The sequence below is a fragment of the Paraburkholderia aromaticivorans genome (genome assembly GCF_012689525.1).
In the GTDB taxonomy this organism is placed as follows: domain Bacteria; phylum Pseudomonadota; class Gammaproteobacteria; order Burkholderiales; family Burkholderiaceae; genus Paraburkholderia; species Paraburkholderia aromaticivorans_A.
The window spans coordinates 1,569,443-1,588,237 of the sequence record NZ_CP051515.1 but is presented as its reverse complement, the minus strand read 5'-3'; the positions used below and the strand labels follow the sequence as shown (position 1 = coordinate 1,588,237).

At 63.8% G+C, this 18,795-nt stretch carries 16 protein-coding genes; 10 read left to right on the top strand and 6 right to left on the bottom strand.

The features are described 5' to 3' along the window. Positions 1 to 32 precede the first annotated feature (32 nt). Positions 33 to 2,393 carry an FdhF/YdeP family oxidoreductase gene (locus tag HF916_RS19025; protein ID WP_168790406.1) on the top strand — a complete coding sequence of 787 codons (2,361 nt, stop codon included), beginning with the start codon at positions 33 to 35 and terminating at the stop codon, positions 2,391 to 2,393. Between the two features lie 76 nt (positions 2,394 to 2,469). Here HF916_RS19025 and HF916_RS19020 read toward each other — a convergent pair whose 3' ends face one another. Beyond that, positions 2,470 to 3,555 carry a porin gene (locus HF916_RS19020; protein WP_168790405.1) on the bottom strand — a complete coding sequence of 362 codons (1,086 nt, stop codon included), beginning with the start codon at positions 3,553 to 3,555 and terminating at the stop codon, positions 2,470 to 2,472. Positions 3,556 to 3,874: 319 nt separating this feature from the next. On the opposite strand from HF916_RS19020, the gene HF916_RS19015 reads away from it, so the two are divergent. After that, positions 3,875 to 5,104 (top strand): AAA family ATPase, encoded by a 1,230-nt coding sequence (locus HF916_RS19015; RefSeq protein WP_168790404.1) that lies wholly within the window; start codon positions 3,875 to 3,877, stop codon positions 5,102 to 5,104. A 5-nt stretch (positions 5,105 to 5,109) separates the two neighbouring features. Beyond that, entirely contained in the window at positions 5,110 to 6,864 is a 1,755-nt protein-coding gene (locus HF916_RS19010; RefSeq protein ID WP_168790403.1) for a cobaltochelatase CobT-related protein, read from the top strand. Between the two features lie 36 nt (positions 6,865 to 6,900). On the opposite strand, the gene HF916_RS19005 is transcribed toward HF916_RS19010, so the two are convergent. Both HF916_RS19005 and HF916_RS19000 read right to left on the bottom strand, forming a co-directional pair. Next, positions 6,901 to 7,734 (bottom strand): class II glutamine amidotransferase, encoded by an 834-nt coding sequence (locus tag HF916_RS19005; RefSeq protein WP_168790402.1) that lies wholly within the window; start codon positions 7,732 to 7,734, stop codon positions 6,901 to 6,903. Between the two features lie 87 nt (positions 7,735 to 7,821). After that, positions 7,822 to 8,499 carry a MarC family protein gene (locus tag HF916_RS19000; protein ID WP_168790401.1) on the bottom strand — a complete coding sequence of 226 codons (678 nt, stop codon included), beginning with the start codon at positions 8,497 to 8,499 and terminating at the stop codon, positions 7,822 to 7,824. 362 nt (positions 8,500 to 8,861) lie between these two features. Between HF916_RS19000 and HF916_RS18995 the strand changes: the two genes are divergently transcribed. From HF916_RS18995 to HF916_RS18970, 6 genes are all read left to right on the top strand, one after another. After that, positions 8,862 to 9,077 (top strand): DUF3311 domain-containing protein, encoded by a 216-nt coding sequence (locus HF916_RS18995; protein ID WP_168790400.1) that lies wholly within the window; start codon positions 8,862 to 8,864, stop codon positions 9,075 to 9,077. Next, positions 9,074 to 10,546, top strand: coding sequence for a sodium:solute symporter family protein (locus tag HF916_RS18990; protein WP_168790399.1), 1,473 nt, complete (start codon positions 9,074 to 9,076; stop codon positions 10,544 to 10,546). The genes HF916_RS18995 and HF916_RS18990 overlap by 4 nt, the downstream gene beginning before the upstream one ends. Positions 10,547 to 10,865: 319 nt before the next feature. Next, positions 10,866 to 12,455, top strand: coding sequence for a glycogen synthase GlgA (glgA, locus tag HF916_RS18985; RefSeq protein ID WP_168790398.1), 1,590 nt, complete (start codon positions 10,866 to 10,868; stop codon positions 12,453 to 12,455). Positions 12,456 to 12,537: 82 nt separating this feature from the next. After that, positions 12,538 to 12,927, top strand: a complete 390-nt coding sequence (locus HF916_RS18980; protein WP_168790397.1) for a VOC family protein — start codon at positions 12,538 to 12,540, stop codon at positions 12,925 to 12,927. Between the two features lie 165 nt (positions 12,928 to 13,092). Next, the gene (locus HF916_RS18975) at positions 13,093 to 14,517 is read left to right on the top strand and encodes a DUF1254 domain-containing protein (protein ID WP_168790396.1); all 1,425 of its coding nucleotides are present in this window, start codon (positions 13,093 to 13,095) and stop codon (positions 14,515 to 14,517) included. A gap of 114 nt (positions 14,518 to 14,631) precedes the next feature. Further along, complete coding sequence (locus HF916_RS18970) at positions 14,632 to 15,294, top strand: glutathione S-transferase family protein (RefSeq protein WP_168790395.1); 663 nt, start codon at positions 14,632 to 14,634, stop codon at positions 15,292 to 15,294. A 108-nt stretch (positions 15,295 to 15,402) separates the two neighbouring features. On the opposite strand, the gene HF916_RS18965 is transcribed toward HF916_RS18970, so the two are convergent. Continuing rightward, entirely contained in the window at positions 15,403 to 16,245 is an 843-nt protein-coding gene (locus HF916_RS18965; protein ID WP_168790394.1) for a phytochelatin synthase family protein, read from the bottom strand. A 229-nt stretch (positions 16,246 to 16,474) separates the two neighbouring features. Here HF916_RS18965 and HF916_RS18960 point away from each other — a divergent pair, with 229 nt between their 5' ends. Beyond that, entirely contained in the window at positions 16,475 to 16,690 is a 216-nt protein-coding gene (locus HF916_RS18960; RefSeq protein WP_168790393.1) for a DUF1289 domain-containing protein, read from the top strand. A 9-nt stretch (positions 16,691 to 16,699) separates the two neighbouring features. On the opposite strand, the gene HF916_RS18955 is transcribed toward HF916_RS18960, so the two are convergent. After that, complete coding sequence (locus HF916_RS18955; RefSeq protein WP_168790392.1) at positions 16,700 to 17,764, bottom strand: GGDEF domain-containing protein; 1,065 nt, start codon at positions 17,762 to 17,764, stop codon at positions 16,700 to 16,702. Positions 17,765 to 17,804: 40 nt separating this feature from the next. Then, positions 17,805 to 18,533 (bottom strand): hypothetical protein, encoded by a 729-nt coding sequence (locus HF916_RS18950; protein WP_168790391.1) that lies wholly within the window; start codon positions 18,531 to 18,533, stop codon positions 17,805 to 17,807. Positions 18,534 to 18,795 lie beyond the last annotated feature (262 nt).

Below are 18,795 nucleotides of genomic sequence, written 5' to 3'. Positions count from 1 at the left end.
GCGCAGCGAGCGGCAACCCGCCAGGAGTCAACATGAGCACGGACCACATTGTCGAAACAGCGCCGGAGAGCGCAGCGAATGGCGCACCCGACAGCGCGCCCATCAAGCCATATCGCAACGCCGCAGGCGGCTGGGGGTCGGTAAAAGCGGTCGCGTCGATCCTCGTGCGGGAACACGTGACGTTGAACGGCAGCCGCATCCTCTCGCAGCAGAACAAGCCTGACGGCTTCGCCTGTGTGAGCTGTTCATGGGCCAAACCCGCGGACCCGCACCTCTTCGAGTTCTGTGAAAACGGCGCAAAGGCGACCGCGTGGGAGATCACCAGCAAACGTATCGATGCGCAATTTTTCGCCGACCATACGCTGAGCGAATTGCGCTCGTGGAGCGGGCTGGAGCTCGAATCGCGCGGGCGGCTGACCGCGCCGATGCGCTGGGATTCGCCGACCGACCGCTACGTGCAGACCACCTGGCAACACGCGTTCGCCGAAATCGCGAGCGAACTGCAAGCACTCGATCCGAATGAAGCGGTGTTCTATGCATCGGGCCGGGCGTCGCTCGAAACGTCCTACATGTATGCGCTGCTGGCGCGCCTGTACGGCACCAACAACCTCCCGGACAGTTCGAACATGTGTCACGAGAGCACCTCCGTCGGCTTGCCGAAGACCATCGGCGTGCCAGTCGGGACCGTGCAACTCGAAGATTTCGAGCATACCGACTGCATGCTGTTCTTCGGCCACAACACAGGCACCAACGCGCCGCGCATGCTGCATCAGTTGCAGGACGCGCGCAAACGCGGGGTGGACATCATCACCTTCAATCCGCTCAAGGAACGCGGGCTCGTCACTTTTGCTAACCCGCAGTCGCCGCTCGACATGCTCACCCCGGCCGACACGCGGATCAGTACGCAATACCACCAGGTGAAGATCGGCGGCGACGCGGCAGCGATTGCCGGCCTCTGCAAGCTGCTGATCGAATGGGACGACGACGCCCAACGCAACGGTGAGCCACGGGTGCTCGACGCGGCTTTCATCGCGGAACATACGCATGGCTTCGAAACCTTCGCCGACGCGATGCGCGCCACTACGTGGGATGAGATCGAACACCACTCGCAACTCAGCCGCGCCGCGCTCGAAGACGCGGCACGGGTCTACGCGAAAGCGAATGCCGCGATGGTGCTGTACGGCATGGGCATTACGCAGCATCGCAGCGGCGTGCACAACGTACAGATGTTGTCGAACCTGCTGCTTCTGCGGGGCAATATCGGCCGGCCGGGTGCGGGCATCTGCCCGATTCGGGGCCATTCGAACGTGCAGGGACAGCGCACGGTCGGCATCACGGAAAAGCCTGAACTCGCGCCGCTCGACAAGCTGAAGGACCTCTACGGCTTCGAGCCACCGCGCGACAAAGGCATGACCACGGTCGAAGCCTGCCGCGGCGCGCTCGATGGCAAGGTCAAAGCCTTCATCGGCCTGGGCGGCAATTTTCAGGTGGCGATTCCCGATCATCATGTGATGGACCCCGCGTGGCAGCGGCTGCGGCTCACGGTGCAAATCGCCACCAAACTCAATCGTAGCCATCTGCTGCACGGCGAGGTCGCGTATCTGTTGCCGTGCCTCGGGCGCATCGAGATCGACCGTCAGGCGAGCGGTGAGCAATGGGTCAGCGTGGAGGACAGTACGGCCTGCGTGCACGGCTCGCACGGGCTTGCCGAGCCGGCCGGCGACATGCTGCTGTCGGAGCCCGCTATCGTCGCGGGCCTTGCGAAGGCGCTGCTGCCGCGCAATCCGAAGATCGACTGGGATGCCTGGGTGGACGACTACTCGCTGGTGCGCGACGCCATCGAACGCACCTATCCGGATCAGTTCAAGGACTTCAACCAGCGCTTCAGGCAACCAGGCGGGTTTCACCGGCCACTCGCGGCTTGCGAGCGCAAATGGAACACGGAAAGCGGCAAGGCGAACTTCATCGTGCCCGAGACGCTCGACGAAGACGCCGACATGCCGTCGCGAGGTCCCGACGTGCTGCGTCTGATGACGGCCCGCGGCGACAGCCAGTTCAACACCACCGTGTACGGTCTCGACGACCGCTTCCGCGGCGTGTACGGCAGCCGCAACGTGCTGCTCATGCATCAGGACGACATGACGCGGCGCGGCTTTGCGGAGGGCGACGCGGTGTGCATCTCCACCGTCTCGAACGACGACGTGACGCGCGAAATCGATGGCATGTATGTGCACGCGTTCGACATTCCGCTCGGCTGCATCATGGGCTACTACCCGGAATGCAATCGCCTGATTCCACTCTCGCATCACGCGGTATCGAGTCAGGTGCCGGCGTCGAAGTCGATTCCGGTGCGGCTGCGCAAGTCGGTGGTGATCGAGGATTTAGCGGCGTAAGAATGCAGAAAAGGCGCGCCGGCATGAACCGGGGCGCCCTTTCTGCCATACCGAACTACCCGCTCTCTACACCGCGTCAGAATTGATGCAGCATCCCCACATACGCACCGGTTTGCGATTCGCCCACCAGCGGACTCGTATTGTTGCTCGCGTCGCGCGGCGACGCTTCGAGCGAGAAATTCGAGTTGCTGCCGTTGCGCACGTAACCCACGGTGCCGTACAGGAAGGTGCGCTTCGACAGGTTGTAGGTGGTGCCGAGCACGTACATCATCGCGTGGCCGGAGGGGTCGTGCGCGGCATCGCCCGAGCCGTCGCCGACCTTCACGTAGAAGCCGCCCGCCGTCATGGCCCAGCGCGGCAGGAAATTGTAGGTGGCGCCGAGCCAGTAGTGATCGGCCGAGTCGGCGACGCCGACCGGTGAGTCAGGCGCGGAGTAATGCGTGTAGGCGCCCTGGATCTTCACCGAGTCGAAGTGCACGTTGACGCCGGCGAAATATTCGCGCGATGCCTGGAAGATGTTGCTGAAGCGGCCGTTGACGTCGCGTAGTTCGTCGTAGATGCCGCGCACGTCGAAGAGCGGCGAGTGATAGGTCAGCATGATGCCGTCCGAGCGGCCGAACTCGCCGGCCGCGCCGCTGTTGAAAGCACCCGCCTGATTGCCGAACGCATATTGCGCCTGCACATCGAAACCCCAGAACACCGGGCTGTGATACTCGACGTTGTTGCTGGTTTGCTGCCAGTTGCGCCCACGCACGAGCGAGGCCGACGAAAACGCCTGCTGCACGAACGGGTCGAATTCCCATACGCCGTCGCTGTCGATAAACAGATTACGGCCAGCCTGCAACGTGCCCCACTGCTCGCTTTTCAACCCGACGAACGCGCGCCGCGACCAGAGCCGCCCGCCGCTCGTCGTGCCGTTCATGACCTGCAAACCGGTTTCGAGGTTGAAGATCGCATTGAGGCCGCCGCCCAGATCTTCGTTGCCTTTGAGGCCCAGCATGCTGGTGCCCCAGTCGCCGCCTTCGGCGCTCCAGCGGCTCGAACTGCCACCCGCGCCATTGTTGATGTGATTCAGGTATTCCAGGCCCGCGTCGAGGCGGCCATATAAGCTCACGCTGGTTTGACCATAGGCTAGCGGACTTGCCACGGCGAGGGCTGCCATTAATTTTGTATGTAGTCTCATTGTTTTGCCGTCAATTTTTGTATCGCGATGCAGGCCAAAGCGGACTGCGGATGCTTTAAAACACGATCGGCGAGAAAGATGTTTGTAAAACTACAGCGCCCAGTCCGACGAACTATAGGCGACGGGCGCTTCATGGCCTATTCGTTTGACGCAACAAATATTTGCCCGGCATGCGCTCGACAAAGCCCGCTTGCAAACGGAATGGGAAGATCGAAAGCCGCTCAAGATAAGATAGTCGGTCATTCGGCCTCAGCCAAATTGCAATGCATGATTCGTTATTGACTATTCAACCTCTGCCATGAACGCGCCCGAACTGACTGAAGACGAAAACCTTGGCCTTTACCAACGCGCAACGGAAAACGGCGCGGAATGGTGGCGCGTGAGCGTAGCCGACCGGCCGGAAAACTATCGGCTCGAACACGGCGCCGACAATGGCAGCGGCCTTGGCACGGTCGATATCGATCTCGTGGTGGACGCGGAAAATCTGCGCGCGAAGCTGAAGAAATGGCGCCGCGAAGGCTTCGCGATCGATACGGACGACGCCGCGAGCGAGCAGTCCGCAGCCGGCCGCGTCGCCTTCATGCCGGAATTGCAGCGCGTCGCGGCGCGGGCTTCGGCGGCGAAACATCGGCAGGTGGACGGCACGGGCGAGACCGTGCGCATCGGTCATGTGGAGGTACCTTGCGGCGTCGACAATCCGCTCGTGCCGCGCATCAATCCGGCCTATCTGTTCTCCGAGCGCTTCAATGACATTGTCGAGGACATCGTCGAGAACCGGCGCGTGATGCTGATCGGTCACACCGGCGCCGGCAAGACCAGCCTGATCGAACAGGTCGCGGCGCGTTCGCGTCACGGCGTGCTGCGCTCGAACATGAACGGGCAGACCACCGTCGGCGACTTCGTCGGCTTCTGGACCGTCAAGGGCGGCGAGACGCTGTGGGTCGACGGCGTGCTGCCCACGGCCATGCGCGAAGGTCTCTGGCTGATCGTCGACGAAATCGATTTTGCCGAACCGTCGATTCTCGCCGCCCTCACCGCCGTGCTCGAACCGCACGGCCGCCTCGTGCTGAAGGAGAAAGGCAACGAGATCGTCGCGCCGCATCCGGCCTTCCGGTTGTTCGCGACGGCCAATGCGGTCGGTGCGATGAGTCAGTTCCGGCATCTGTATCAGGGCGCCAATCTGATGAACGAGGCGTTTCTGGACCGCTGGCGCGTGTATCTGCTCGACTATCTGACGCCCGCTGAAGAAGCCGACGTGCTGATCGCCACCCTCGCCCCGCACATGACGCGCGCGCTCGCCACCACACTTGCCGCGATTGCCGCCGACTGCCGCGCGGCGTTCGCTCGCGAGGATCTCTCGAGCGCGTTCTCCACCCGGCGCCTGCTCGACTGGGCCGAACTGATGCTGCGCACGGGCGATCCCGAACGCGCCGCCGGGCCGGCCATCTACGCGAAGGTGAGCCCGGAAGACGCCGCCTTGATTCGCGGCATCGTTCGCCATCACATCGCGCCGGCCCCTGAAGCGTGAGCGCGATGCACGCAACGCATGCAACCCGCGACACGCGCGGCTTCGCCTTCGAATCCACGCTCAGCAAGGTCGCCCGCGTGCTGACCGGACAATACGGCGTGACGGTCGTGTTCAGTCCGGACGGTCCACGCGTGGAGCCGGGCCGCATTGTGATTCCCGACTACGAATTGAATGGCGAGGTCGAGCGCGATGTGCTGATCGGCTATCTGGATCTGCTGGTCGCGCGCGCCAAGCATGCGTCGCTCGCGCAACTCGATGCGCTGCCCGCGGGCGTCGCCGCAGATCTTGCGCAAGTAATCGAAGACCGCCGCGTGTGCGGGCAGTTGCTCGACGAATATCCGGGTGCGCGCTGGTTCATCGGCAAGCTGCGCCTGCATGCGGCCGAACGTGTGCGGCAGCGCTGGCCGAAGCTGCACTGGCGCGACCGGCTGGTCTGGCTGGTCGAGCGCGCGTTGTGGGACGAACCGCCCACCCGGATCGAAGCGAGCCATTCGCTGCTCGCCGCCTTGCATGCCGCGGAGGATCTGCTGCACGAAGCGCGTGCGAGCCGCTCGACCGCGCAGAGCATCGCGGCGGCGCAGGCGCTCGTGGCGCGCGTACGCGCCTTGTCGGCGGGCGACGTAAACAGCATGGTGTTCACCGCGGACCCGGTCGAGGACATCGATACGGAGACGGCGGCTTCGTCGTCCGCGCCGCTCGACGATGACGACAGCGCGCTGCCCGATCAGGACAGCGCGAACTCGCCGCCGTCCGATCGAAGCGGTGGCGCGCAGGCGGACAACGCGGTCGGCATGGGTCAATCGCTGGCTGATGCGCAACAGCCGTCCACGCGTTCAGAAGGCGAAGCAGGAGGCGCAACCTCGAATGCATCGCGGGTCACGCTGTCGATTCCAATCGCCACCGAATTCGACGACATCCGCGATCTCACGGGTCAAGGCGACAGCGCCGCGTGGCGCGAGCTGCGGGCGCAGGCTCGCGCGGACACCGCGCCGCTCAAGGAAAAGCTCGAACGCGCGCTGAGCGCCGACGAGCGCACGCGCTGGCGTCGCGAGCAGGAGCGCGGCGAGATCGATCGTACCGCGCTAGCGAAGCTCGCGACCTCGCCCGGTTATCGCACGCCGTTTCGCACGCAGCGGCCCGCCAAGGGGCGCGACGTGGCCGTGACGTTGCTGATCGACCGCAGCGGCTCGATGGCCGGCCGCAAGATCGAACTCGCGCGCCAGTGCGCGGCCGCCTTGTGCGATGCGCTGACGCAGCTGTCGTTCGATTGCGAAGTGCTCGGTTATTGCTCGGTCGAATCCGCGCCCATGAAGCAGCTCTACGAGCGGCAACTCGCCGCCGGCGCGGATCTACGGCGCTACAACCGCTTCGTCGAACGGCTCGATCTGAAGGTCTATAAACGCTTCGGCGCGACGGACCTGAGCGGGATCGCCGCAATCGACTGCGGCCACGAGAACCCGGACGGCGAGGCGCTGGCCTGGGCCGCGACGCGGCTTGCCGACCATCAGGCCGAACGGCGCATTCTGATGATGTTCTCCGACGGTTATCCCTCCACCGGCGACGGCGATCCGAAAATCCTGCGCAGCGATCTGCGCGAGCGCATCGCGGCCATCGGCAAGCGCGGCATCGAGCTGGTGGGGATCGGCGTGCTGACGGACGCGGTCGAGGACTTCTATCCGCACAACGTGGTGGTCAGCCGCCTTGCCGAACTGCCGTCGACAGTGTTCTCCGTGTTGAGTTCGATGCTGCTCACGCGTTGACGCCGGCGCTCATACGGCTCAGGCAGCACGCGCGGCTCACGCCGATTGCGGCTTGAACGGATACTGTTCGATTTCACCGCCGCGTGCCACCACCGCCGTGCTCTCGGGAATCTCTTGCCACCAGCCCGGCAAGTCGGCGAGCGGCTCGGACAGCACCAAAAACGCATTCTCGCCGGCCGCCTCGATGCGCGGATCGTCGGGATACAGATCGCGCAGTTGACGAAACGAGCTGCTGTGAAAGAGCGAGCGCGACTGCCCTTCGCTCGAATAGCGCACTGCGACAATCTGCTCGCCGTCGGTGGCGCACACGGTCATGTTCAGCGGCTCCTCCACGCCGTGCTGATGGGCGGTTTCCTCGACGAAGGCCACCATCCGCTCGAGCGCGGTGACCGGCGCCAGTTCCAGGCCGAAGGTCAGCGCGAGGAAAAACATCACCTCGGAGTCGGTCGAGCCTTCAATGGACGGAAACAGATCGGGGTCGATCGCCAGCATCAGATCGCGGCGCACGGACGGATAGTTGCGTATCAGCCCGTTATGCGCAAAGAGCCAGCGGCCATAACGGAACGGATGACAGTTGGTTTCCTGCGAAGGCGTATCCGTCGCCGCGCGGATGTGCGCGACGAACAGCGGCGCGCGGATCGCCCGCGCGGCCTCGCGCAGATTGCGGTCGCTCCACGCCGGCTGGATGCAGCGGTAGCGAAACGGAATATCGGTCGGTTGGCCGTACCAGCCGATGCCGAAGCCATCGCCGTTGGTCGTGGTCTGGCCGAGCCGCGAATGCAGGCTCTGGTCGATCAGGGAGTGTTTTGCATTGAACAACACCGTTTCGAGCTGAATCGGGTTGCCCGTATAAGCGAGCCAGCGGCACATGACGTTCTCTCCTGTCGGGTCCCATGCAAGATAATGGCTGTCGGGTACGCATGAGCGTCCCGGCGCAGCGTGCCGCCGGGTACGCGTCTACTTGACTACAGGCTGCAACGTCGCGATCGGAATCAGGAATTCGGAGAAGCCGGTCAGCATGATCTGCACGCCGATGCACAACAGCAAAAAGGAAGATACACGCATGGCGACCTTGGTGCCTTCCACGCCGAGGTACTTGGCGAACACCACCGCGCGGCTATAGATCAGATAGACCGTGACGGCCACTGCCAGCGAGATCACCACCGACGCGATGCTCGAAATCACAAACTCGGTGAGCTTATGCGTGCGGTTCGCGGTCAGCGCGACAGCCGTGGCGATCGAGCCCGGCCCGGTGGTCAGCGGAATGGTGAACGGGAAAAATGCCTTCGACATCGCGTTGTCCGCGTCCACCCGCTTGACCGCCGGCTTTTCGGCCGGCTGCGTGTCGGGTGCATTGAGCATCTGCCAGCCGCCCACGGCGACAGCGAGCCCGCCGCCGATGCGCAGCGCCTGCATGGAGATGCCGAAGAAATGCAGGATTGGCGTACCGATGAAAAACGCCACCAGCAGCACGCACATCACGTTGATGGCGATCTTGCGGGCCAGCGCGGTGCGCTCCTCCGTGGTCAACGAAGCAGTCCGGTCCAGGAAGACGAAAGCAATGCCGATTGGGTTGATGATGCTGATCAGCCCGGTAAAGCCAAACAGAATGTCCGAGATCAGACTTTCGACCATATGCGTTCCGTGTCGAGCGACGGCTCAGGCGGCTGCACTGCGCACCCGGCACGCCGCGCCATGTTGATGAAACCGGACCCTCTCCGGCAATCCCGATGTTGCTCGCGTTGCGTGGCGAGATGATATCGCGGCGCGCCAGCCAAAGCCGTAAAAAAGCCAGGCTCCGGCGGGCGTGCCGCGGCGCGCCACGCTATGCACGTCGCCTTGCAGCGCAGCAACCGACCCCATAAAGATGCGCCCGCAACTTTCAGAAAGCCTACACTTTTTTGAGCAGCTTTACGGGACCAAAGCATCCGGCATACAGTCCCCAGCGAAGCCGCACTTTCAGCGAGACGTACCTACCCGTTCGAGGAGTTGCCCCCATGTTGCTTCGTGTACTCGCCGCGCTGCCGTTCATCGGCATTCTGCTCGGTGTCCCGTTTGTGAATCGTGTCGAGCCGCTGATGCTCGGCATGCCGTTCGTGCTGGCCTGGATCGTCATGTGGGTGGTGCTCAGTTCGATCATCATGGCGATCATCTACCGTCTGGATCCGTCCAACCGTCAGCTCGCCGCCGATGGCGAGGAGGTCAGTTCATGAGCGCACTCGTCATCATTGCGGCCATTACGCTGTTTGCGCTTTACCTGGGCGTGCGCGCCAAGCGCGGCCACGACATGAGTCTCGAGCAATGGACCGTGGGCGGCCGCAGCTTCGGCACCGCCTTCGTGTTCCTGCTGATGGCCGGTGAAATCTACACGACCTTCACCTTCCTCGGCGGCAGCGGCTTTGCTTATGGCAAGGGCGCACCCGTCTATTACATTCTGGCGTACGGCACGCTCGCGTACATCCTCTCGTACTGGATGCTGCCGCCGATCTGGCGTTACGCCAAGAATCACCGCCTCGTCTCGCAACCGCACTTCTTCACGCGCAAATACGACAGCCCGGCGCTCGGCACGCTCGTCGCGCTGGTCGGCGTGGCCGCGTTGATTCCCTACCTCGTGCTGCAACTGAAGGGGCTCGGCATTATCGTCGCCACAGCCTCGTACGGCGCGATTTCGTCGACGGCGGCCGTGTGGATCGGCGCCTGTGTCGTGACGTCCTATGTGATCGTCTCCGGCGTGCGCGGCTCCGCGTGGAATTCGGTGGTGAAGGATACGCTGATCCTCGCGATCGTTCTGTTCCTCGGCATCTATTTGCCGCTGCACTACTACGGCGGCTTCAGCGACATGTTCCGCGCGATCGATGCCGCGCGCCCCGGCTTCCTGACCTTTCCTGCCAAGGGCTCAAGCGTGACGTGGTTCCAGTCGACCGTGCTGCTGACGGCGCTGGGCTTCTTCATGTGGCCGCATACGTTCGGTTCGATTTTCACGGCTAAGGACGAACGCATTTTTCGCCGCAACGCGATGGTGCTGCCGCTGTATCAGCTGATTCTGCTGTTCGTGTTCTTCGTCGGCTTCGCGGCGACGCTGAAGGTGCCGGGTCTGAAGGGTGGCGACATCGACCTGTCGCTGTTCCGCCTGTCGTTGCAGACCTTCGACCCGTGGTTTGTCGGCGTGATCGGCGCGGCCGGTATTTTGACCGCATTGGTGCCGGGCTCGATGATCCTGACGTCCGCGTCGACGCTGCTCGCCAACGACGTGTATCGCGGCATGGTGAGCCGCAACGCGTCGGACGCCACGATCGCGAAGCTCGCGCGATTCCTCGTGCCGGTGGTCGCGCTGGTGGCGGTCGGCTTCACGCTGCAAGGCGGCGAAACCATCGTGGCGTTGCTGCTGATGGGCTACAGCTTCGTGACCCAGCTCTTTCCGGCGGTGATCTGCAGCCTGCGTCCGCATAACCGCGCGACCAAGCAAGGCGCCTTTTGCGGGATTCTGGCCGGCGTCGCGGTAGTGACCGTGACGACCACCATGCACCTGAGCATCGGTCAGTTGATGCCGTTCCTGCCCGATGCGCTGAAGGACATCAATATCGGCTTCCTGGCGTTGGCGGTGAACATCATCGTGTTTGCGGTGGTGAGCGCAGTGACGCAGCCGCGGCCGGTCGAGCAGACGCACGCACCGGTGCATTGATTCAGGCTTTCTTGTCTGCGTAGTGAATGAAGGGCTGTCGTTTCGGCGATAGCCCTTTTTATTTTCAGACGCCGCGCCGGCATCTGGAATCGAATATCAAACCTACACACGAATGAAAAAACCGCGCTCCAGACGGCTAAGCGTCAAGTCAAATAAATAGGCCTTTCAAGCCAAAAAATCGCCCACCCGCACTGCAACACAAACCCTCCTCGCGCCCCCTGCAAAACCGCGGACCTCAGGCACACCCCTTGCTGAACAGACGCGTCCGCGAATCCCACCGCACTGTGCAAGTGCAAAAAACCCGTCCTTGGGGGCCACTTTGCCGCTTAACGTTCTTCTTGTCGCTTCTGAAGCCCTGCCGCTCGCCAAATCCGGCGGCCTCGGCGACATGGTCAGCGCCTACGCCGCCGCCCTGCGCGATGCCGGCGTCGATGTCTCGATCCTGATGCCCGCTTATCCGGCCGCGCTCGAACGCGCGGTCGACGTCGCGCCCGTCGCGCGCATGAGCGGCCTGCCCGGCGGCGACGCGCGACTCCTGCGCGGCCAGATGCCCGATACCGGCGTGCCGGTGCTGCTTTTGCAGATGGATCACCTGTTCGCGCGCGAAGGCCTCTATCGCGACCTGCAAGGGCGCGACTACCTGGACAACCTCACGCGCTTCGCCTCGCTTGCGGCAGCGGCCGCGCGAGTCGCGCGCGGCGTGCGCAACGTGAGGCGCCCCGACATCGTGCACGCGCACGATTGGCATGCAGGACTCACGCCGCTCTATCTGCGGCTCGCGGGCGTCGCCGCGAAAAGCGTCTTCACCATTCACAATCTGGCGTTCCAGGGCAATCATCCGCTCGCCATGGGGGGCTGGATCGGCGTGCCGCCCGAATTGCTGGCGCCCGCGCTCTCCGACGAACGCAGCATCGAGTTCTACGGCTCGCTGAGCATGATGAAGGCCGGCATCGTCCATTCGGATCGCGTCACGACGGTCAGCCGGCGCTACGCACGCGAGATCCTGACGCCGCACTTCGGACACGGCATGGAAGGCGTGTTACGGGCGCAGGCCGGCAAGCTGTCGGGCATCGTCAACGGCATCGATACGGCGGCCTGGAATCCGGCGACCGACAAACAGATCGCGCGCCCCTACTCCGTCGACGACACCGCCGGCAAGCAGGCCTGCAAGCGCGAACTGCAGCAGGCCTTCGGTCTGACGCGCGATCCGTTCGCGCCATTGGTCGCTATCGGCAGCCGCCTGACCGAGCAGAAGCTGGCCGATGTCGCCGTGCATACGCTGCCGACGCTGCTCGAACGGCATCCGCGTCTGCAGTTCGCCATTCTCGGCCAGGGTGAGCACGCTCTCGAACAGGCACTGCGGGACGTCGCGGCCGCGTGGCCGGGACGCGTCGGCGTGCAAATCGGCTATGACGAGCGGCGCGCGCACATGCTGCACGCGGGCGCGGACATTCTGCTGCACGGCAGCCGCTTCGAACCCTGCGGACTCACGCAACTCTATGCGATGCGCTACGGCACGATTCCGGTGGCATCGCGTGTCGGCGGCCTGGCCGATACGATCGTCGACTATGCGCCGCACGATCCTCGTGGTGAACAGAGTGCGACGGGTTTTCTGTTCGACGGCGAAAGCCCGGACGACGTGATGCATGCGCTCGGCCGCGCGCTGGCCGCGTTCGTGCAGCCGTCGTCGTGGCACGTGCTGCAGCGGAATGCGATGAGCCGCGACTTCGGCTGGCACGCGTCGACCGCGAACTATCTCGCGTTGTACGCGGATTTGGCCGATGCACATCCGGCGCTCCGCGATACGCGAGTTGGCAACACGCCGGTTCGGGCGCGTACGGCGGTCGCTGCAGGTACACGCAGGGAAGAGTTCAACGCGGGTGTCGGGGAGGTAGCGCGTAGCGCGTGAACCGTTTTAAGTCACTCGGGCGCGCTGCGGCGCACACGGCACGTTATGCTATCCGGCACATCCGTGTTTCGTGGAGTTGCCGATGCAGCCGCCCGTTCTCCGAGTCGCCCGCCCTACTAACGATCTGCATAAGGTCGCTGATTTCTATACTCGGGGATTGGGCTTCGAAGTCCTGGCGAGCTTCGAGAATCACGAAGGCTTCGATGGCATCATCGTCGGACGGCGAGACTGCCCCTGGCACATTGAGTTCACCCATCAACACGGCGTGACCGTCGAACGGGCGCCGACCACCGAGCACCTTCTCGTGCTCTATCTTCCTGAACGCGATGCATGGAGCGCGGCCGTCGAACGGCTCGAAGCGCTCGGCGTGTCGGCGTGCGAATCGGAAAATCCCTACTGGGACCGTCAAGGCAAAACGTTCGAAGATCCTGACGGGTATCGGATCGTTTTGCAGAATGCGGCGTGGGGATGAACAGAAAGCTGCTTGACAGCTAACACCCCCGTTAGGCAAGCTGCGGCGTGCAGAATCTCGCACCGCGAGTCCCGTTTCCTGTTGCGCCCGTTGTGCCGCGCCGTATCAATGCGCTGAACGAACGATCACGCTGCCGTCGTCCACGGCTCATTCCCAAGGGTCGCAATGCACAGAACACGAATCGTCGCTGCCGCGCTACTGGCCATCGTCCTCACGGCCTGCCATACGGCGCCTTCCAACGACTTCTCCAAGGCACCCGTCGCACCCGTCACCGCCAGCAGCGCCGACATCCGCTCGATCGCCAAAGACGCGTATCTCTACGGCACCCCGATGGTCGATGTGTACGGCATCATGTATGCGTTTTCGGTGGATACCACCAACCCGCAATACAAAGGCCCGTTCAATTCCATCCTGAACGTCTCGCGCGTCTTCACGCCGGACGACACCGCCTTTGTCACGCCCAACTCCGACACGCCGTATTCGTTCGCCGGCCTCGATCTGCGCGCGGAACCCATCGTCATCACGGTCCCGCCGATGGACGCGAAGCGCTACTTCGTGTTCCAGTTGATGGATCTCTATACCTTCAACTTCGCGTATATCGGCAGCCGCACCATGGGCAACAACGGCGGCAAATTCCTGATCGCGGGACCGCGCTGGAACGGTCGGACGCCGAACGGCATCACTCAGGTGATCCGTTCCGAGACTGATCTCGTGAACGTGGTCGGACGCACGCAGCTGTTCAATCCCGACGATCTGAATAACGTCAAGCAGATCCAGGCGGGCTACAAGGTGCAGACGCTGTCGGCGTTCACTGGCAGCAAGCCCGCGCCCACCGCGCCGCCAGTGCGGTGGATCAAGCCGATCGCGCCGGCCGCCGCGCGGACATCGCTCGAATTTTTCAATCAGCTCGCGTTCGTGTTGCAGTTCGCGCCGGTCAATCCGAGCGAAGCCGGATTGCGCAGCCGCCTTGCGCAGATCGGCGTGGTGCCCGGCAAACGGTTCGACGCGAACGCGCTCTCGCCGGCTCAGAAAGCGGCCTTTCAGGCCGGCATGCAGGATGGTCAGAAGGCGATCGACGACAAGCGCGCGTCGCTCGGCGGTAAGACGGATACGCTGTTCGGTTCGCGCGAGTATCTGAGGAACGACTACGTGGCGCGCGCCACCGGCACCCAGGTCGGGATCGGCGCGAACTCGCGTGAAGAAGCGTTGTATCCGGTGCTCGACAAGGATTCGAGCGGGCAGCCGCTCGACGGCAGCCGGCATCGCTACGTGCTGCGCTTTCCGAAAGGACAGTTGCCGCCGGTGAATGCGTTCTGGTCGGTGACCATGTATGCGCTGCCCAGTCAGTTGCTCGTGAAGAATCCGCTCGACCGCTATCTGATCAATTCGCCGATGTTGCCGCAACTCAAGAAGGATCGCGATGGCGGCGTGACGATCTACATCCAGGCGAATTCACCGGGCAAGGCGAAAGAGGCCAACTGGCTGCCGGCGCCGGAGGGACCGTTCATGATCACCATGCGGTTTTACTGGCCGAAACCGGTGCTGCTGGATGGCAAGTGGAAGACGCCGGTGGTCAAGCGGGTGAAGTAGCGGGAATCGAGCGTGCCACTACGAGACTGCGCGTTCCCTCGGCGTTTGCGCATGGGCATCCGTCGGGAACGGCGGTAGACTGTTCGCCGGATCGAAACCGGATATCAAGCGACTATGCACAGCGATTCCACCCCTTACGTGCTTTACTATTCGCCCGGCGCGGCGAGCATGGCCGTGCACTGGATGCTGATCGAACTGGGCGTCGCGTTCGACGCCCAACTAGTCGACATCGACGCCGGCCAGCAGCACGACCCGGCGTATCTGCGGCTCAATCCTGCGGGACGGGTGCCCACGTTGACGGTGGATGGCATGCCGCGCCACGAGTCGACCGCGTTACTGATCCTGCTGGCCGAGCGGCATCCCGAGGCCGCGCTCGCCCCCTCGCCGGATTCCGTCGATCGCGCCGCGTGGCTCGAAATGATGGTCTATCTCGCCAACACGATTCTGCCCGCCATGCGCGACTGGTTCTATGCGGACTCCGACGGCGATCCTGCCGGCGCCGAAGCGGTTCGCGCGCTCGCCTGCCGTCGTCTCGACGCAGCGTGGGACAGGCTCGATGCCCATCTCGGCGAAAGCCATGACTATCTGATCGGCGACAAGCTCAGCACCGCCGACTTCATGGCCGTCATGTTGATGCGCTGGACCCGCAATATGCCGCGGCCCGCGCTCGGCTGGCCGAATCTTGCCCGCTATATCCGACAGCTGCGCGCGCTACCTTCGTTCATCGAATTGAATGCGCGCGAAGGACTGACCGAATGGCGTAACCAGGAAGATTGATGCGAGTTCGATCGAGGTCGCGCGGACCTATTGGCTGTGGCCGCACTCGCGTGTGCCACTTCTCGTGTCGCGCGATTGAATGCCGTGGCCGCCTCGCCCCAGCAGGCGTCAATTCCGCCGCTTGCCGATGATCACGATGCCGCGTGAAAGTCCGCTCACACTATCCAGCGCCAACGCGCCTGCATACAACTGCGCGATCGGCACCCACACAGCCGGATATTTGTAGCGCGCCACGTCGAGCAGCAACGCGCTGTCGCTCGCCGAATCGTAGGCGGCGAGCGGCGACCAGTGTCCGCCGCCCGTCTCGCCGATTTCCACCCGCCTGAAATTCAACAGCACGAAGCGGTCGCTGCGGCTCGTGGTCGCGCGCACCAGATCGCGAAACTGGCCGAGCGACAGATCCGCCGCGTGATATTTCCTGACCTCGACCGGAAAGACCTTCAAGGCCGTGGTGAGCTGATCGAGCGTCATGCCCTCCTGCGAGACCTTGGCGGCGTTCGCCACCTGCGGATCGATGCCGTGGAAGAAATCTTCCTGCGAGAAGAATGGGAAGTCGGGATACTGCGTCGATTGCGGCCGGCGGATGCCCAATGCGTTGAGCGCCATCACCGAGGTCGCGACGGAACAATAGGCTTCGTTGCGCTGGGTTTCGAAATACTGCGAGAGCGGCCAGTACGACTGATTGGACGTGGCGCTCGTCAGTCGTTTCTGGCCGGCCGGCTGCGCCAACGCGACGAGGTTCGGCGGCACGGCCAGCGGGCCGTCGGCCGGGCGTGCGGAGGCTTGAGCGTCGGCCCGGCTGACGAGCTGGACCACGGCGGGCGGAGCGCTCGCCTGACTGCTGGCCGGCGGCACCGGCGCACAGGCGGCCAGCGCCGCGGCCACAACGGCGACGATCCACTCAGGCTGGCTCAAGCGCCCGACGGCGCGCATCAACGAATATCTGGACATGGATCTTTCCGCTGTAGATGAACCCGGAATGGCTGCCGCTGTGCCGGCGCATGGAACGACGCGCATCGGCAAGCCTCGATTTTGTAACACGAAACAAGACTCAGCGTGCGCGACGGTGCGCGAGCTTCGACCCGCGAAGCGCGCTTCTCCCCTACAATGCCGCAGCATTTTCTAACCGACTCTCGCACGTCACCGTCGAGGTCAACCCCACGGAACCGCTGCTCCGATCATGACAATCCAGTCACCCTGCATCGACATTTGCAAACTCGACGGCAAAACCGGCTTCTGCCTCGGCTGTCTGCGTACGCGCGACGAAATCCGCGCGTGGAAGACCATGAGCGACGACGTGCGCCTCGCGGTCATCAATCAACGGCCAGGTCGGGAAGTGATCCTGAAATCGGAAACGCAAGCGACGCAAGCAACACCCGAGACCCAAACGTCCTGAGCGCGCCGCTCAATCAGCCTGAGCCGCAAACGCGTAACCGTTCTTGCCGCCGCGCTTGACGCGATACATCGCGTCGTCGGCTGCGGCGACGAGGCGCTGGTAATCGCTGACGAGATCGGGATAGCTGGCAATGCCGATGCTAGCGCGCACCACGCCGATGCCCATCTCCTCGTCGGTCTCGACCACACACGCGATGAGCCGTCGGGCAATCTCGGCCAATTCATCCGGCGTCGAATATTCTCGAATCAGCACCGCGAATTCGTCGCCGCCAATGCGCGCGACAACATCCACTTTGCGCACCGACTCGCGAAAGGAACGCGACACCGCAATCAGGAATTCATCGCCCACGCGGTGACCGAGCGTGTCGTTGACCTGCTTGAAGCCGTCCAGATCCACATACAGCACGGCGATCTTGCGAGGCATCGGGCCGGCGTGCGAATTCGCCGCCGCCTCGTCGAGCGTGGCAAAGAGCTTGCGCCGGTTCGGCAAGCCGGTCATGGAATCGTGCAATGCCGCGTACTCGAACTCGTGCGACTCGCCCGCCAGTTGACGATTGCGTTTCGCGTACATGCCGAGCGCGGTGAGCAACATGCAGAACAGCAGCGCGGCCAGCGCGATCAACACGTTCGCGACATGGGCAATCCGCAGGCGCACGTCGGCGCCATCGGCATCGCGCTGCGCGCGCCAATACGGCGGGATCGTGGCAAGCAACGCATCGGTGCCATTCAGGCCGGCATCGGGCGTCAACGCCGACGCCGGCACCCTCGGCGCCGCGGACGGACTGGCATTCACCAATGCCGCGAGCGACTTCAGGCGATCGGCGAGTTCGATGCGTGCATGGCGGTAACCCTGCGTTTGCGCTTGACTGTCGCCGGCGTGTTGTTGCCACACGCCGACAATTGCGCGAGCACTTTCCGCGCGCTCCGCCGCTTCGAGCACGAGTCCGGCGTATTCCTGCTTCAACTGATCGGAGAAGATGGTCCTGATCTGCAACGCGAGATAAAGAAGGCCGACCACCAGACAAAGCAATGACGCGCCGGCCAGCATGGCGGGAGCCCGTCTGAAGCGGCTCATGAAAGCGCCTTTCGAATCAGCGCGCCCGGCACGGCGCCGCTCACGGATGGGAGTAGATGTCTTGCCGATTTGCGTTGCCATGCTGCCGGTAATTCACACGACGAAAGAAGAGCCCCACGCGGGCGAACAGATTGTTTTTGTGGCGCGCGTTCTCGGGCGTGGCGCGGCGCTCCTGAGGCGTGGCGCGGCCATCTTTGCCTTGACGCGACGCGGCCAGCTGCTGCGTCGGCGGAGTGGCTGCGTTTGCCGAGCGGCGAGCAGACGTGGGCGGCGGAGCCGCCGATACGGGCGTGGCGGGCGCCGCATTTGCAACGACCTCAGGCTGCGCCGCGGATGCCCTGACCTGGCCGGACCAGGACGCGAACTGCCCGCCCGCTTCCCGATCCGCGACGGCTGCCGACGCCGCTACCGTCGCGCCGCTCGTCGCCATTGCTGGCGCTAGTTGCGGCGGCTTCGCCGGCACGGCCGCTGCCGGCAGCGCCGTCACGCTCGCGGTTTTCGCCATCACTGGCGCACTCGCCGACGCGCCGTTGCCGAGCGCCCGGCGTGCGCCGGCCATGGCTTCGGCGTACGCCTGCTGATCGTGGTTGAACCAGACGCTATACGCCACCGTACCCATCACGCCGATGGCGAGCGCGCTGGCCGCGGCCACGCACATGGCGAGGCGTCCGAACCTCGGCGGCGTGGCGGAAATTGACAGACCGCTCGTCTGGCCGCCAGCATCCTGGCCATCGAGCACCGATTTTGGCGAGTCTGTATCGTTGTACATCGCAATACGCTCCGGAATCCTACGTCTGGCCTGTAGGCCGACTTTATTCACACGATTTTGCAGGTCCGTGCAAAGCCGCTCGAAGAATGTAACCTGCCCATCGCACGACAACATCAACACGGCAATGCTGCGCTTTAAACGCAGTCTTTGCGAGGCAGTTTTGCGCGGAAGGAACAAGTAAAACGTTCCACGCCGCGAGTAGCTACGCGCTATGTGCGGGAACGCTTGGCAGGGCGTCTGGACAAGTCGTACAGGCGCGCGC